This is a genomic window from Vibrio sp. QJM3NY_15, assembly GCF_057785995.1.
Genome location: NZ_CM173518.1, coordinates 786,125 through 803,151 on the forward strand (window position 1 = coordinate 786,125; position 17,027 = coordinate 803,151).

14 protein-coding genes are annotated in these 17,027 nt (G+C 45.3%); 9 read left to right on the plus strand and 5 right to left on the minus strand.

What is annotated here, in order from left to right; translation table 11 throughout:
* Positions 1-20: 20 nt before the first annotated feature.
* From AC3CKG_RS19915 to AC3CKG_RS19930, 4 genes are all read right to left on the minus strand, one after another.
* Complete coding sequence (locus AC3CKG_RS19915) at positions 21-2,375, minus strand: M4 family metallopeptidase (RefSeq protein ID WP_237298611.1); 2,355 nt, start codon at positions 2,373-2,375, stop codon at positions 21-23.
* A gap of 593 nt (positions 2,376-2,968) precedes the next feature.
* Positions 2,969-3,244 carry a hypothetical protein gene (locus AC3CKG_RS19920; protein WP_017065177.1) on the minus strand — a complete coding sequence of 92 codons (276 nt, stop codon included), beginning with the start codon at positions 3,242-3,244 and terminating at the stop codon, positions 2,969-2,971.
* A 135-nt stretch (positions 3,245-3,379) separates the two neighbouring features.
* On the minus strand, positions 3,380-4,699 hold the full coding sequence (locus tag AC3CKG_RS19925; RefSeq protein WP_102297014.1) for a sensor histidine kinase: 1,320 nt from the start codon (positions 4,697-4,699) through the stop codon (positions 3,380-3,382).
* Positions 4,700-4,735: 36 nt separating this feature from the next.
* Positions 4,736-5,440: a response regulator gene (locus AC3CKG_RS19930; protein WP_017088801.1), complete on the minus strand. Its 705-nt coding sequence runs from the start codon at positions 5,438-5,440 to the stop codon at positions 4,736-4,738.
* Between the two features lie 279 nt (positions 5,441-5,719).
* Here AC3CKG_RS19930 and AC3CKG_RS19935 point away from each other — a divergent pair, with 279 nt between their 5' ends.
* Both AC3CKG_RS19935 and AC3CKG_RS19940 read left to right on the plus strand, forming a co-directional pair.
* On the plus strand, positions 5,720-6,832 hold the full coding sequence (locus tag AC3CKG_RS19935; RefSeq protein ID WP_488529874.1) for an alpha/beta hydrolase: 1,113 nt from the start codon (positions 5,720-5,722) through the stop codon (positions 6,830-6,832).
* Between the two features lie 358 nt (positions 6,833-7,190).
* Positions 7,191-8,390, plus strand: a complete 1,200-nt coding sequence (locus AC3CKG_RS19940) for a diaminopropionate ammonia-lyase (protein WP_488529875.1) — start codon at positions 7,191-7,193, stop codon at positions 8,388-8,390.
* Positions 8,391-8,574: 184 nt separating this feature from the next.
* Here AC3CKG_RS19940 and AC3CKG_RS19945 read toward each other — a convergent pair whose 3' ends face one another.
* Positions 8,575-9,066, minus strand: coding sequence for an Lrp/AsnC family transcriptional regulator (locus AC3CKG_RS19945; RefSeq protein ID WP_488529876.1), 492 nt, complete (start codon positions 9,064-9,066; stop codon positions 8,575-8,577).
* Positions 9,067-9,375: 309 nt separating this feature from the next.
* On the opposite strand from AC3CKG_RS19945, the gene AC3CKG_RS19950 reads away from it, so the two are divergent.
* The 7 genes from AC3CKG_RS19950 to betI all read left to right on the plus strand — a co-directional run bounded on the left by AC3CKG_RS19950 (position 9,376) and on the right by betI (position 16,983).
* Entirely contained in the window at positions 9,376-10,170 is a 795-nt protein-coding gene (locus AC3CKG_RS19950) for a maleate cis-trans isomerase family protein (protein WP_488529877.1), read from the plus strand.
* 98 nt (positions 10,171-10,268) lie between these two features.
* On the plus strand, positions 10,269-11,480 hold the full coding sequence (locus AC3CKG_RS19955; RefSeq protein ID WP_488529878.1) for a M20 aminoacylase family protein: 1,212 nt from the start codon (positions 10,269-10,271) through the stop codon (positions 11,478-11,480).
* Positions 11,481-11,679: 199 nt separating this feature from the next.
* The gene (locus AC3CKG_RS19960; RefSeq protein ID WP_017105430.1) at positions 11,680-12,723 is read left to right on the plus strand and encodes a TRAP transporter substrate-binding protein; all 1,044 of its coding nucleotides are present in this window, start codon (positions 11,680-11,682) and stop codon (positions 12,721-12,723) included.
* A 120-nt stretch (positions 12,724-12,843) separates the two neighbouring features.
* Complete coding sequence (locus AC3CKG_RS19965) at positions 12,844-13,386, plus strand: TRAP transporter small permease (RefSeq protein ID WP_017111213.1); 543 nt, start codon at positions 12,844-12,846, stop codon at positions 13,384-13,386.
* On the plus strand, positions 13,383-14,726 hold the full coding sequence (locus tag AC3CKG_RS19970) for a TRAP transporter large permease (protein WP_488529879.1): 1,344 nt from the start codon (positions 13,383-13,385) through the stop codon (positions 14,724-14,726). Before AC3CKG_RS19965 ends, AC3CKG_RS19970 begins: the two co-directional genes overlap by 4 nt.
* Before the next feature lie 37 nt (positions 14,727-14,763).
* The gene (locus tag AC3CKG_RS19975) at positions 14,764-15,945 is read left to right on the plus strand and encodes a M24 family metallopeptidase (RefSeq protein WP_488529880.1); all 1,182 of its coding nucleotides are present in this window, start codon (positions 14,764-14,766) and stop codon (positions 15,943-15,945) included.
* A gap of 435 nt (positions 15,946-16,380) precedes the next feature.
* Entirely contained in the window at positions 16,381-16,983 is a 603-nt protein-coding gene (gene betI, locus AC3CKG_RS19980; RefSeq protein ID WP_012600068.1) for a transcriptional regulator BetI, read from the plus strand.
* Positions 16,984-17,027 lie beyond the last annotated feature (44 nt).

The window sequence follows — 17,027 nt, forward strand, 5'->3', positions numbered from 1 at the left end:
AGCCCTGAATTTACTATCGATTATTGTGTTTTAATGAAACGGTAGTGCTTGGTTTCTGAACAGATATCGCTTGAGGTACACACTTGGTACTCCACATCCACTGTGCCGTTGTGACGGAACTTGTCGACGTATGAGTTGAAGTCTGTAGCACCAACATTCTTGCCATTACGCTTAATCACGAAGTAGTCGTTGGTGTCGTAATCCCATGCCAGCTTAACGCGAGCTTTGCCATTCGGGTTTTTGTTACCAAACTTCAGTTTTAATGGGAAGCCTTCCGCTGAGTCACCTTCAATCGTAATCGACTTGCTTGTTGATGTTGCAACGCCTGCATCGTCAGTCACGGTTAGAGTCACCACGTAGTCGCCAGCTTCAGCGTAGGTATAACGAGTCACTTCACCGGCTTGTGTGTTGCCATCGCCAAGGTTCCATTGGTAAGAGACGATCTGACCATCGCTGTCCGAACTTGTGCTGCGCAGTTCTACTTCTTTGCCGACAATGGTGTGTTCGAAAGAAGAGACTGGCGGTACGTTAGCGTTGCCTGATTCGTATGATGCTTTTAGGTTTGCACCTGCGTAATCTGAGTAACCCAGAATGTTCACCGTGTAGCGACCAGCTGTTGGGTTTTCAATTACACATACTTCATCGGTTACGCTTTCACTCTTACAGATATTCTCTTGAGAGCTTGGCGCATAATCTAGACCAACATACATATCCGGATCACCAGTAGACACAGCAAGATCAATCGTTAGCTTGTCTTGGCCTTCTGGTACTTCGATATCGAAGTAAGTTTTTGAGCCTGTTTCACCAGCAACTGCGGCTTCAACACCGTTTTCAAGGCGTTGATATTCCGGTTCTGGCGGCAGTGGTGGCTCTGCACATGGGGTAACACCCACCAGACCGAACGCAGAAACAACGTCATCGGCATTGTAGCCAAGGTCGTTTGCTGAGTTTTTCACGCCACAAGCACCCTGCCAGAAGTCACTGTTTTCCGACCAGTAAATTTGGTTAGATAACACGAAAAGCTCGAATGCTTTTTTGGTATCCCAACCTTGCGTGGTTGCAAGATGGTAGAAGGCTTTGTTAAACACACCAGAGCTGTAGTGAACATTCAAGCCATCGTAGTACTCGGATGCATTATTGATTGAAGAACCATCGCGTGATGGATCGTCCATGTAACGCAGAGCCCCGTCGCCTTTAAATATATTACGGCCGACCATCCAGTCGTTGGTACCTTTCATGTAGTATTCTGCCGCTTCACCTGCCATATCAGAGAAAGCTTCGTTCATACCTCCGGATTGGTTTGCGTAAACCAAACCTGAGTTTTGCTCAGTGAAACCGTGGCTCACTTCGTGCGCTGACACATCTAGACTTACAAGTGGGTAGAAGAAGCTTTCACCATCGCCAAAGGTCATTGCCTTGCCGTCCCAAAATGCATTTTCGTAGTTAGTTCCGTAGTGAACACGCATCATGAGTTTGAAAGAGAGCGGCGCTGTGTCGAACCAGTTCTTATACATGTCGAACACGATGTTACCGAAGTAGTGCGCATCGTTGAGTGGAGAGAAGGCTCCATTCACTTCTTTATGCTCGTTACGAGGACATTCATAACTGTAAGTGGTGTCGCCGTCTGTCGCACCATTTAGGTCAACGGTGACAACATTTTCCGATTCCATCACACATTCTGTGCCATTTTCTACCACATCAAGGTAGTGGTAGTCGGTACCGTACTCGTACATGCCCGTTTTTTCGTTACCACCGGGACCTGTACCGATCTGTGCGTGAGCAATACCTTCCCAACGGTCGATAACTTCGCCGGTGTGTGCGTCTAGCATGGTGAATGGTCGAGTCGGCTGTTCGCTACCTTCGACAAGATAAGAGACAACGTAGACAAGGCGTGTTTTGTCATGTCCTTGTTTTCCTGAACCTTGATAAATAAACAGTTCATGCTGGACGTTGTCTAAAGATTTACTGGTTAAGCCCTGAACCTTGAGATCTTTACTCGCAAGCTCAACCGCTTGAGAGCTGTTGATCGATGGCTTAACAAAAGATCGCTCTAGGGTCGTCGTTTTAAGGTAGTTGCCTTGAACAGACTTAAGTGCGCCACCTTGTACACTTTGGGTGGCATTTAGGTAATGTCCCCATACTGGCGTTCCCCAGATGTTTTGTTGGATCTTAACTTTGTAGATGCCACGCTTTTTGAGGTTAACTTCCTTTACCATCTTAAAGCTAGAGGCGTTACTGACACCTAATTGAGTGTTCAACCCAGAAAAGCTAGTAAAGTTGATCGGTTGATCGATGCTAACTGATTCACTTGCATGTACTGATAAAGACATAGCACTGGCTATAGCAACGGCAACTAAACGCTTTTTCATTTTCATTGTTATTTTCTCTTTCCATGTAAAATCCATGAAAACGTAACAAAATTTTCACAACGAATTTACATCATTCGATCTGATTAATTAGTAGCATGGCAATGATCTCTTTTATTCATGAAACTTATATCTTGCACATTTACAGCTAGTAATCATTTCTGTTTATTTTTGAACCAATTTACCTTTTTCATTTATAAAATGATGATACTTTTATTAAGTGTTAATTTTTCAAGAGAATTAAGTTTTTTGCGTAAATTGAACTGTGCCGCAATTTACGTGTGATGGGTTGATAGAAGGATCAACGATTTGGGGAGTTCAGTTTGAGCGAAAGACTCTTAAGCGAATTTAAAGGCAATTTTGATAAGGAATTGACGACTTTTGGGCTTATTTTCTGAATTGTTAGTTACAAGAGAGTTAGCCAAATAGGGCTTTATTTGGCACAGAGCACAAAAACGGCTGGATGAAAAAAGCCAGTGACGAGGTCACTGGCTTAGATGCACTTAGTTTGTACAGGCTAGCGTGTAAAGGCACACAAGCTTTAGCAAATTACTGCTTTTTAACGAGCTATTGCTTTCTAACGAGCTATTGTTTTTTACGAATTATTGTTTCTTACCGCCAACTTGAACGTAGTCGATACCGATAATACGGTTGATAATACCTAGCACAGAGCTTGTATCAGAGTTTGTTGAACGAATAGTATCAACCGTTGCACCTTCAGGTACTAATTCCATTGCACGATCTTGTGTGTTACCAGGAACTTGGAAACCAACAATGTTGAAGCTCTCAGCGTGCGCTGTGTAAACTTCTTCGTTGTGGCTGATACCTGAACAACCTGCTAGAGAAACAATGCCTAAAACAACTAATAACTTTTTCATAAAAATACCCTAAGAATGATTGGAATCGAGATGGCAAGCCACAAAGGCAGTGTCGTGATTATCTAGATTCAATAAGTTCATGGGAGACAGCATCTCCCGACCGATGTTGAACATTATTCCAGAGGTGTTTTGTAGTTACTGTATGGGTTTGTCAGCTGAAACATTACATAGCTGAATGGTTATGGTGAATACCGCACCTTTTAAGGCTTGGCTCTGACCAACTTCCACGGTTGCGTTGTGTTGAGCACAGATCTTCTCGACGATAGACAGCCCTAAACCATGGCCGCTCTTGGCTTTGTTACGCGCTTTGTCGCCAACGTAAAACGGTTCAAACAGGCGAGCCTGATGTTCTTGAGCCACACCATCACCATCATCATGTACTGCAATCTGCAGTTGTTCTTGATGCACGCTGGCTTCAATCAACACTTGAGAGCGTGCGAATTTCATGGCGTTACGGACGAGGTTATCTAGGGCGCGGTTCAGCAGTATTTCATCCGCCAGTATCGAGCTAGGTTGCTCTGGCAGTGATAGGTCGATGTTGAGCTGAGTATCCTTGTTCCAACGCGTCATCGCATGATCGAGAAGGTCTCTTATCTCTAATGGTTGTTGTAGATTTTCGAGGTCGCAGCTATCCAGTTTGGCGTAACACAACAGCTCATCAACCATTTTCTCCATCTCTTCGGTATCTTCGACAATGCTTTCTACGGTGTCTTGCTGAGATTCGTTGAGTGGCGTGTCTTTGAGCATTTCAGCTTGCCACTGAATACGAAATATTGGCGTGCGCAGTTCATGAGCGACGGCATTGGTGAGTGAGCGATTGCTCTCAATCAAGCGGTGAATGCGGTCGGCCATTAGATTAAAGGATTTGTTGAGTGATCCAATTGCGATGCCACTAGAGGTTTCGGCTCGCGCAGAAAGGTCGCCTTCTGCAAAGGCGAGAGTCGCAGCTTCAAGTTTCTTAACTCGGCGGAAGATAATAAATAGGTGACATAAACCGTACAAGATAAAGCTTGCTAAAAAGAACAACCAAATGAGGTCATCCTCTAATTCTATCTTTTGCCTAACGAACGCTTCACTGTTGGGTAGATAATGATAGGTATTGTCGCTGCTTGCTAAGCGAAACCAAAGGTCACGTTCATCATCGTGAAAGATAAAGGTATTTGGGTTGGTAGAGAAGAACTCTGAAACTGGGCTTGGTATTTCATCTTTTGGGTTGAACGTCACCAGTTTATTGCGAGTGGTTTCGACAAACTGGTTCATTGCTTGTTGAGCCGCTTCAAGGCCTTGATTCTTAGCGATGTTCTCTATCAGTTGCTGGTGGGCTGTCGCTTCGTAATCTTGTAGTACATATTCGTAGTCGGTATTGAGCTGATAGACACAGATCTCGTAGGCGACAAGGCCGGTCATAAAGCAAACTAACAGCCCTAACAAGGACTCCAAATAGATACGTCGCATAATCGATCTCTTTCATTACGCTCGTTTAGAGCGAAGTTAATGCCAGGCGGTTGAAACAAATAAATAGCCTTTACCGCGAATGGTCTGAATTTTTTCTGCTGGTGTGTGGTCGTCGCCCAGAATTTTTCTTAGACGTACGACTTTGTTGTCTATCGTCCGATCGATCCCGTCGTACTCAATGCCACGTAGTGTTTGCGTCAAATAGTCACGTGATAACGGAGTATCAGGGTTGCTCGCTAACAACCAAAGTAGGTCAAATTCACTGTCGGTGAGTGACAAAACTGCACCTGAAAGTTCACACTTCTTATACGTGTTTTTCAGAACGAGTTGATCAAACTGAAGGTTGTCTGAGTCATCGACTGAAGCGGTATTGGCGTCTTGGCGGCGTAATAGCGAACGAACTCTGGCCAGCAGAACTCTTGGTTTGATTGGCTTGGTGACATAGTCATCAGCCCCTGTCTCTAAACCAGCGACGTGATCAAAGTCGTCATCGCTAGCGGTGAGCATCAAGATTTTACCTTTATAGTGCGTACGCGTCTGTCGGCAGATTGTAAGCCCATCAGTTACAGGAAGCATCAAATCCAGCAGCACGATGTCAGGTTGCTCCGCGAGGATGGTCTGTGCGGCATCGCTGCCATCGTCCAATACGGTGACATCAAAATCTTGCGCGACAAAGTAGTCTTGCAGCATTTTCTGAAGTTTCAAATCGTCTTCCACGATGATCATTTTAGGTTTTGTCATTCCATTATCAGCCTTGTCGTGCGTTTAATTTATTGAGATTACGTGAGGGAGCCTTACCTAGTGGTTAGCTATTGTGGCATCTCCAATTTGCATGCTTTACGTAAAATACCTGACATGAATGATTAAACACTTTCCACGCCAGTTCAATGATGATTTTGAATTTGTGCGAAAATAAAAAACAATGTTCAAAAAGACATACATTCTCATACATTCGCACGACAGATGTTTTCTTCTTTAAATAATAGAATTTTCCAATCAAACATTTTTGGGAATTACCATATGAATAGCTATAGAAAAACGTTATTGGCATTACCTTTGATTCTTTTAGCTGGCTGTAACTCAAGCTCTAACTCAGGCTCTAGTTCTGGTAACGCGGCCACTAAAGCGCAAGTGAAACCTAAGGCGGATTATGTATTCTCATCAGTGAAATTAGGCAAGTTGTATCAAGAACGAGAAGAACTTCAAGAGTCAATGAAGCTTGATTACGATGGTGTGCAATATGAAACCATTCAGTTTTCTGAAGAGCTCAGTGATGAGCAAAAGGTGGTTAGGCTAGCAAGTCGCTTAGGTCAGAGTGTTGATTTGTATCTTCCTGATGCAGGCGTCGATAACTGCGGTCTTTACAGTGAAGGCAATTACTATGATTCGTTTGATTGTGGTACGGCTCAACGTTCAATTGGCAATGATACGACGTTAATCCAAGCGACAACGAATGGTAGAAAGCTTGCCGTTAAGCTTGAGTACCAAAATGAGTTGTCGCAATACGTAACGAGCCTAGGTTCGACGATTCTGAGTAAAACCAAAAATGGTAATAAAGTCACCATCACCACATCGTTTGCCTTCAACGCTTTTTACCGCGATGTGCTCAACGAGACTGGCGCTGTTGAGCGCATTACTTCCACTCTAGGCGCATCAACCTATTCTCAGCTTTTTGATATCGTGAAGTTATACCGAGGCAGTGAGATGACGTTGAAGTTCACTAACCATATTGGTGGTAGTGCTGATGACGAAATCAACATGTACACCGGGCGCATGATCAATAACAACAAGATGACGACGGTTGTGACTCCACCGGGTTCGGTTTTCTCGGGAGGTACGGATCTATTCGCTGCTGGCAACCCACGCATATTGCAACGCGCGGATACCACCAAAGCCATTGAGCTGAATAAACAGGTGGGTGTGCATAGTTGGGCTGAGGGTGATAAAACGGCCAAAGAATTCCCATACACCAATGAGAGTCATCGTCAGCAAGCGACCTATTTTCAAAAGGTGATGGGAGATAAAGGGATCGATTTCTATATCTTCACTTTAGATTCTGCACCTGCTGCTGGTGAGCACTGGATGACCAAAGCCGACTCTGATAAGTACGGTTTCATTACGCGTATTGAGTAGTTAAAGAAAGTAGCACTAACGACTCCGCAAAGGTTGGTGATGGCTCTGTCATTATCGGCCTTTTTTTGTGCCTGTTGTTTCTGCATTGGTTCCGGGTTGTTAGGCTAGTGGTTCCATCGCTCGAATTGGACTTTTTCTATCGGTAGAATTCATTGGTTAGGTTGTCACATCGGAATGGTGAATAAATTCTTCATTTAACACTCATGTAACAATTAATTCCCGCAGATCGCGTGATAAGAATGTGTAATCACGGCACTTTTTTGTCGATAGAATTTATTATGCGCAGCCTTACTCGCTGATAGGTTTCTATAATCTAACGTGTAAGGAGCATGTGAATGACTAATAAGGACGATCATTTATGCAGTTACTGGCAGGCACTCTGACACACTACGCTAACCCTCAAGCACGCCCTGAATTGGAATACTCGAGTGAGCAGCGTGACATTTTAAGTGTTGCGAACTCTCAACAAGCGATTAAAGATATTTCTCAATGGCCAGGCTACTCTGTTACTCCTTTGCATGAGCTGAATGCAATCTCTGCTGAGATCGGCGTAAACAAGTTTTGGTACAAAGATGAATCGCAGCGTTTTGGCCTAAAGAGTTTTAAAGCACTGGGCGGCGCGTATGCCGTTGCTCGTCAGCTTCAGATTGAAATCGCCAATCGCTATGGGAAGAACCCGACCATCAGTGAGTTGCTCAACGGGGAGTGGAAATCAGAAGTTGCTGAAATCGTTGTCAGCTGTGCGACAGACGGAAACCATGGTCGCTCCGTCGCATGGGGCGCACAAATGTTTGGTTGTGGTTGTGTTATCTACATTCACCGTGACGTATCGGAAGGCCGCAAGCAAGCGATGGAAGCGTTCGGTGCAGAAGTGGTACGCATTACCGGTAACTACGATGAATCTGTTCGTTTGGCCGACTCAGAAGCTAAAGCGCAAGATCGCGTGATTGTTTCGGACACCTCTTACGAAGGCTATATGGAAATCCCTAAAGACGTTGCTTTGGGCTACACCGTGATGTTGGCTGAAATTGTCGAGCAACTTGATGGTGAAATCCCAACCCATGTCTTTGTACAAGGGGGAGTGGGTGGTCTAGCTTCAGCAGTTTGCGGCTACTTCTGGGATCTGTGGGGCGCCGATCGCCCACGCTTTGTAATTGTCGAACCTGAGCAGGCTAACTGTTTACAGAAGAGTGCTCAAGCGGGTAAACCTATTGTGGTTACGGGCGACTTAGAAACGTTGATGGCAGGACTCGCATGTGGTGAAGTTTCAAGCTTGGCGTGGACGATTCTACAAAATGGTGCTGATGATTTCATGACGTTGAGTGAAGAAGCTATTCCGCAAGCGATGCGTATGTTGGCGAGTGGCGAGCAAACGGAAGTGGCGATTGAAGGCGGGGAATCTGCCGTTCCTGGGTTTGCTGCGGCGATCATCGCTAAGCAAGATTCCCAATACGCTGAAAAACTGAATTTGACTCAAGATAGCCGAGTGCTAGTGATTGGTACTGAAGGGGCAACTGACCCGGATCTCTATCAACAGATCATCGACAATAAAATCTAATAACTAGAAGTACATAGTTAGCAGTTAGCTGTTAAGAGCTAATCGCGAACAACGAATAATAAAGTAAGCCCCAAAGTTGACGGTATGTAAGGTTTCTTCATACCGTCTTTTTTCCTCTATTTTTGACTTCATCGCACGACACGCCTTGTTTGCTAATTTCGCTGGTCATCAATCGATCTGGTCATCAATCACGCTGCTCATCAATTGGAATCGTCAGCCCAACCTTGACGTTATCCATCACCACATTGGTTTGAAAGCTCTTGATATTGGCATTATCAAAGAAGGCTTCACGAGTAAAATTGTCGTAACCCTCCATATCCGCTGCCGTAACAATCATGATGAAATCTGAACTGCCGGTGACGTAATAGCATTGCTGTACTGAGCGGTTCGAACTCATCTCTTTTTTGAAGTTGTGCATTAAATCCACACGCTCACGCTCTAGCGTTACCTGAACGATAAACGTCATTCCGTGTCCGACTGCTTTTGGGTTGATCACGGAGACATCAGCTTGAATAACACCTTGCGCTCTCATGCGTTTTAAACGGCGTTGAACAGCAGCAGGAGAGAGCCCGACCTTTTCTGCAATCTTGTCAGAGGTAGTTCTGTTTGAGTCTTGTACGATGTTGAGGATCTTCTTGTCGAAACTGTCGACCACCAATGCAGGTTGCTGTGTCATACCCATACTTCCCAATATCTGTTTGTAAATTAATTGTTTCTTTGAACCAGTGTGTGATCGAGTTAAAGGTATTTAGCTTTAACATTTAGACCTCAATGAGCGAGAACAAAAAACCACTATAACGCAGAAAAAATGCGGAATTTCTGCACAAGAAGGTCACCATTTAATGATAATCCTTAAAGTTATCGGTGCATTATTAATCTTGTGAACGAAATGTAAAGATCAAATCGACAGAGTTTGAAAATTATATGAAACATGTTGTTAACATCCTTTGGGCGATGTTAACTCTCGCTCAAGGAGTTGGAAAGTATGAAATCTGCAACCGCTACTTTACAGTTTGAATTAGAAAAATTGGCACCAGCAGGACGCGTCGGTGTGATTGCGTTAGCGACAGATTTCAATATTGAGCGTGATTTAAACGCGCTGTATCCAAACGATGTGCAATCGTTCACCAGCCGCCTAAGAAACTACAACCCGTTGACGATAGAGAACCTGCGTAAGATGGAACCGGGAATCGCTGCTTGTGCCGATACCATCCTACCGGGTACTGAATTGGATGTGGTGATCTACGCTTGTACCTCTGGCACTGTGGCGATTGGCAGCGAACGCATTACGCAGCTTATTCATCAGTCTCGCCCAAACGCTGCGGTAACGAATCCGGTGACCGCTGCCTTAGCGGCTTTCGACAGCTTTAAAGCGAAGCGTATCTCGGTATTAACGCCTTATACCGAAGCCGTGAATCAAGACGTGGCCGCATTTTTTGAGTCTCAAGGCATTGAGGTGTTGAGCATCGCAGGCTTTGGTTTTGAAGATGACACCGCGATGACGTTCATTTCTCCAATGGACATTAAACAAGCCGCACTACAAGTTTTTGACCCTGAAGCGGATCTTCTGTTTATCTCTTGCACGGCATTGCGCGCAGCATCGGTGATTGAATCCATTGAAGTGCAATTAGATAAACCTGTTGTCAGCAGTAATCAGGTGTTGGCTTGGCATTCGCTTCAGCTGTTGAACTACCCCATACCCATTAAAGGCTTCGGTGCACTGCTAGAGCACCATCTTCAACCATCCTCAGATAATTGCCGAGGGTCGCAGTCGTTGTAACGACCTTTGATTAAGGCTGCTCGCTTAGTGTTTACATTCAGCAGCCAAGCTAACTCCATATTTAATAAGACAAAGAATGACACTTTGGGAACACTACTATGCCGTCTACTTTTTCGATAAAACCAGACCAACTGTCTTCACAGCTTATCCAGAACATGACGGAATGGCGTCAACATTTACACCGCTTTCCTGAGTGTGGCTTTGACGTGAACCTGACCTCTGATTTCATCGCCAGTAAGCTTGAGAGCTTTGGTATTGAAGTGGTGCGCAACATCGGTAAAACAGGATTAGTAGGGATACTTCGTTCCGGATCAAGAGAGGCGAGTATTGGCCTGAGAGCAGATATGGATGCTTTGCACATTCATGAACAAAACAGCTTTGCGCATTGCTCACAACACGATGGAAAGATGCACGCCTGTGGACACGATGGGCACTCTGCAATGCTGCTCGGCGCTGCAAGCTATTTGGCCGAAAACTTATTGTCAGGGAACTCAACCTTCGATGGCACGGTGTATTTCATTTTTCAACCCGATGAGGAGCACGGTTGCGGCGCGCAAGCGATGATTGATGATGGCTTGTTTGAGCGATTCTCGATTGATGAAGTATACGGCGTTCACAACTTCCCCGGCTTAGCGGAAGGTGAATTGATGGTTCGCCCGGGCTCGCTAATGGCCAGTGAAAGCAGTTTTGAAATCACCATCAATGGTGTGGGTGGACATGCTGCTCTGCCGCATCAAGGGGTCGATCCTCTCGTCGTTGGTTCGCAAGTGATTCTTGGTTTGCAAACCATCGTGTCTCGCAATCTAAGTGCGATCCACGACACTGCTGTGGTCTCTGCGACTGAATTTATTACCGATGGCACGGTTAACGTCATCCCGACTCAAGTGGTCATTAAAGGCGATTGCCGCTGCTTTACTGAAGCCTCTCTCGATCGAATCAAACAAAGTATGGAGCGAATCGTGGCGGGCATTTGTCAGGCAGCTGGCGCGACTTACGACTTCGAGTTTATCAATACCTTCTACCCAACCATCAACAGCGAGCAACAAACCCAGTATTCGGTTACCGCCGCGCAGAAGGTACTTGGTGTTGAGAACGTTAATGACGCCTGCGACCCACTGACAATTTCGGAAGATTTCTCAAGCATGTTACGCGTTAAACCGGGCTGTTATGTGCTGCTGGGTAATGGCACGGAATCGGTCGGTGGCTGCGCATTGCATAACCCCGAATATGACTTTAACGACGGCATCTTAAAGCTCGGTGCGAGTTACTGGATTCAGTTGGTGAACGATCGTTTGGCAAGATCAATTTAGAAACACTTATTTAGAAAAATGAATTAGAAGCAACTCAATGAGAAGCAATAAGTAAAGAAACAGATTCAGCAGTGACGGATTTGGCACTGCAAGATGGCTGACTTTAAACGGAGTTTATTGTCGACACAGCCAAAACTGAAGCGCGTGAAGTGATCAAGGTCATCAGCGTGTAATTAGGATAATAAAAAGGAAAGACAGGATGAAACGATTAGGCGTAGCACTGCTAAGTTTGAGCATGGTTTTTGGCGTTCATGCCGAAACATGGAAGTTTGCTTCAGAAGAGGACAAAACAGACGTTCAAGATATCTATGCGCAAAAATTTGCGGAAGTGATTAAGAAGGAATCTGATGGCGACATCCGTGTTCGCATCTATTACTACGGTCAACTAGGTACAGAGAACGACATCGTAGAACTGGCTGCTAAAGGCACGATTCAATTTGTGTCGGTAGGCGCGGGTCACTTAGGGTCTTATGTTCCTGAAGTACAAGCGGTGAGCTTACCTTATGTGCTGGGCACTAACGAAGCGATCACGCATAAGGTCTTAACGGAAAGCCCAACTATCTACAACAAGCTGGCACCTAAATTTGAGAGCGTAAACTTAAAGCTGTTGTCGATGATGTCTGAAGGCGAAATGGTTTGGGGCGGCAATAAACCTATCCGTACACCTGAAGATTTTGCTAACCAGAAAATCCGTACTTTCACTTCAACCATCCCTGTTGAAACCTACAAAGCGTTTGGTGCAACACCTACTCCTCTTTCTTGGGGTGAAGTGTACGGTTCACTGCAACTTAAGACCATCGATAGCATGGTTAACCCGATCTACTTCATCTACAACGCGAAGTGGCATGAGGTTCAAGATTACCTAATGTTCCCAGGTCAGCAACCTTATGTGAGCACGGTTTCGACCAACAGCAAGTGGTACAACGGCCTGTCGGAAGAGAAGCAAGCGATGGTCGACAAAGCGATCACCGCAGCAGACCAAGCGGCTTACGACTATCAGATCCGCATCAACAAAGAGAACATGGACAAAATCTTGAAAGAGCGTCCAAACATGCAAGTAGTGGTGTTAACCGAGGAAGAGCGTGAACGCTTCAAGGTCCTCAGTCAAAAGCTGCACACGACTTACTATGACGTGGTAGCAAATGCTTATCCTTCTGGTGAGCAAAGTGAAGCGCGTGAGGGTGCGAAAACCATTCTCGAAGAAATCCTAGATGAAGTGAAGGCTGCTTCAGCGACGCAATAGAAAGCGTTGTTGGGATGAATGCTATCCGCTGTTTATTGGCAGCGGGTAGCTTATCCCCACCTTCTCCAAATTGTGGCAATGGACCCCTGTCACTGAACGAAGTATGGAGCACTGCCTGTTATGAAAGAACTGCTACATAAAATAAGCGTCGCGACAGAAAAGCTAGAACGCTTTTTAATCATGACCGCCATTCTCGCGATGATGATCAATTCCACGGCCAATGCGATTGGTCGCTACGCCTTTAATAAAAGCCTGTTTTTCTCAGAAGAGCTCAATCAGTTTTTGATTGTCTCTGTCACCTTTATTGGCTTCGCTTACGCGGTGCGCCAAGGTCGAAATATTCGTATGACCGCGGTCTACGATTCATTGAGCACTAAAGCTCAGAAAGTTCTCACAACCATCATTGCGCTACTTACCGCCATGTTGATGTTTTACCTCACCTACCATGCGTTCTTCTACGTCAAAGAGCTGAAAGATATCAATCGATTAAGTCCAGCTCTACAGTTCCCGGTTTATTGGGTATACGCGATCATTCCTATTGGATTTTTCATCGCAGGATTGCAATACAGCATGAGTTTTTTGATGAACTTACTGCACAAAGAGATCTACGTGTCATTTGACGTGATTGAAAACAGAAACACAAAAGTAGGTGAGTTCGAATGAGCGATGTTGCACAGTTTTTCTCGGACATTATTGCCGGCGAATTAGATATTTATGTCATCACATTTACTCTTGTTTCTGTGATGGTGATTTTGCTGTTTTTGAGCTTCCCGATGATTGTACCGTTAGCGGTTGGGGCCTTAATTGGCTTGATTCATTTCTCTCAGGTTGAGCCGGGAGTACTGATTCAGCAGATGGTCACGGGCATTTCGCCGAACGCATTGATTGCGGTACCCATGTTTATCTTGGCAGCAGATATCATGACGCGTGGACACACGGCCTATAACTTACTTGGTTTAATCCAAGCGTTTGTCGGACATCTGCGCGGTGGGTTACCGATTACGACGTGTATCAGCTGTACTTTATTTGGTTCTGTTTCCGGTTCGACCCAAGCGACCGTGGTGTCGGTTGGCCAAATCATGCGTCCGAAGTTACTTCAGGCAGGCTATAAAGACAGCTTCGTGATGGCGCTGATCATCAATGCCAGTGACATCGCGTTTCTTATCCCGCCGAGTATCGGTTTGATTCTTTACGGAACCTTAGCCAACGCCAGTGTGGGTGAATTATTCATTGCTGGTATTGGCCCAGGTTTAGTACTCGCGAGCCTGTTCTCTTTGTACAGCTATGCCTACAGTGTAAAGCACAGCGACACCATCACTTTGGTTGAAAAAGCCAATACCTCAGAACGTATTGAAGCGATTAAGAAAGCGATTCTTCCTCTTGGTTTCCCAGCTTTGATTATCGGTGGTATTTATTCGGGCATTGTCACGCCAACCGAAGCGGCCTCATTCGCTGTGTTGTATGCGAGCATCGTTGAGTGCATTTTCTATCGCAAACTTGGCGTGAAAGACATCTGCGATGCGGCGTTAAATACTGGCTTGATTACGGCGGTGGTATTTGTGCTGGTGGGTGTTGGTCAGGCGTTCTCTTGGTACATCTCGTTTGAACAAATCCCTCAAGAGTTGTTGGCTCCTCTCAATCTAGAAGATGCTTCTCCCGAGTTCATCCTGTTTGTTATCGCACTGACTTTCTTTGTCGGTTGCATGTTCGTGGATTCATTGGTAGTGCTGCTTATCTTGACGCCAATCTTCATGCCGATTGTTGATGCAGCAGGCATCGACCCAATCTTGGTCGGAGTGATGGTAACGCTACAAATGGCGATTGGGTCGGCAACGCCTCCATTCGGCTGTGACATCTTTACCGCGATAGCGATTTTCGAGCGTCCTTATATAGAAGTCATCCGCGGAACATTGCCGTTTTTCCTTATCTTGATATTGATGTCTGCGTTGCTGATTTTCTTCCCAAGTATCGCTCTGTTACCAAGAGACATTTTATTCAATTAATCCGTCGAGTTACCCTTATTCAATCAAGGATAGAGATATGAGTATATTGCCGTTAACACCTCCGCAGAGAGGGTTTGAATCAGCAGAACTAGAGCAACGTACTGTCGAGTTGCAACAACGTCTTCGCGCACAAAACATCGATGCTGCGTTTTTCACGACCGAGCCTGAATTCCGCTATTTTAGTGGTTTTAAATCGCAGTTTTGGGAAAGCCCAACTCGACCTTGGTTTTTGGTGGTGCCAGCGGTTGGTAAGCCCATAGCGGTAGTACCAGAGATCGGTGTGGCTGGCTTTGACGATACATGGATTGAAGATGTGCGCAGCTGGCCGTCACCAAGGCCAGAAGACGATGGCGTCTCTTTATTAGCATCTACGTTATCTGAGGTCTCCAAGGGTTCTCGCAGAATAGGTTCGATGATTGGCCCGGAAACACATCTGCGTATGCCTGCCACTAACTATGCGTTGTTACAGCAGAAGCTGAGCCAACACAGTGTGGTTGATGTATCGCTGATGGTTCGAGATCTGCGTAGTGTTAAATCTCAAGCGGAGATCGATAAAGTACGCTTTGCTTGCCAAGTCACGGCTGCGGGCTTTGAGTATCTTCGTCATCATCTCGCGATAGGGATGACAGAACGACAGGCGTGTAAAGCCATGCATTTGGAGATGCTGCGTTTGGGTGCCGATGCTTGCCCTTATCTGATTTCTGCATCCGGCCAAGGTGGCTATGACAACATCATCATGGGACCAACCGATCGTGTGCTCTCTGAAGGAGATGTATTGATCATCGACACGGGGGCTAACTTTGATGGCTACTTTAGCGACTTTGACCGGAATTATGCGTTTGGGCATGCGCAGCCAGATACAATAGCGGCTTATGACGCTGTTTATCAATCGACAGAAGCGGGGCTCGCGATTGCAGAGCCGGGACGCACCACTGGAGACGTGTGGCAAGCCATGTGGTCGGTGCTCGAAAAGAACGGTGCACTCGGCAACGATGTGGGTCGCATGGGTCACGGCTTAGGCATGCAGCTAACCGAGTGGCCATCACATGTGCCCAATGGTGACGTGATATTAAAACCCGGTATGGTGTTCACTCTTGAGCCGGGGATGGCATTTGCGAAGAACCGCATGATGGTGCACGAGGAAAACATCGTTATCACAGAGTCTGGCTGCGAGATGTTGCACCAAAGAGCATGGCAATCTATGCCGATTATTGGCTAGTCAATCATTGAACCTCGTTTCTAGATCTAGTCTTAGTTCTATTATCTGGCTCTGAAATTGAGGCGTCACCAAGTAGAGCATCCATTCGTTACAAGATGCTCTGCTTTTCATTCTATGTACACCATTCTGCCACTCCGATTATTACGTTTAAGTTGTCTCAAACGACGTTTGACTCTTCTTATACGATTCTCTTCCTTTGTTTAAATCTTGTGCTTATTGAGCAAAAACATTTGACCAATAACTATCACACCTCAAATCTTTAATGATTTTATTTGGTGGTCTAAATGATATTTAAGTTATTGTTTTAAAGTGATTTATTTGATTTTGAATGGTGTGTTGTTACGAGTTTGTTTTAAATAATCATTTGAACCCTAATTAAATTTCTGTCATTTTATACTTAACTGAACGTTCAATATAAAATAGAAGGACTAAGAAATGCCCAAGGTTGGGATGCCTGACATACGTAAACCACAGCTTGTTCAAGCCACCATGACGGTGATTGATAGAGTAGGTTTACATGCCGCGAGTATTGCGTTGATCAGCAAAGAAGCGGGAGTCTCCACTGGCATTATTAATCACTATTTTGGTGGAAAGCATGGGCTGCTCGAAGAGACCATGCGAGAAATACTGCGTCAACTTTCGAATACCGTAACAACAGAATTAAAAGCGCTCCCTGCCGATGCTCACCAGCAAAGGATCAACGCTATCATCAACGGTAATTTCGAAGGCTATCAAGCGGAAAACAAAGTGTCGAAAACATGGCTCGCATTCTGGTCTTATTCGATGCATGACGCTCAACTCAAGCGCCTTCAACGCGTGAATGAAAAGCGTTTGATTTCTCACTTACTTATTGAATTAAAATCGATTTTTCAACCTGATCAAGCGGAATTGATCGCACACGGCATCGCATCATTAATTGATGGCATCTGGCTGAGAGGGACGCTCAATCCTGAAGGCATTAACGCCGATAAAGCTCGTGCAATCATCAATGACTACTTAGACAAGCAGCTTACGTTTTACTCGTGTCAGCGCGATTAATGATTCATCAAAAATTCTAGTGAGTGAGCTCAAAAGGCTCGCTC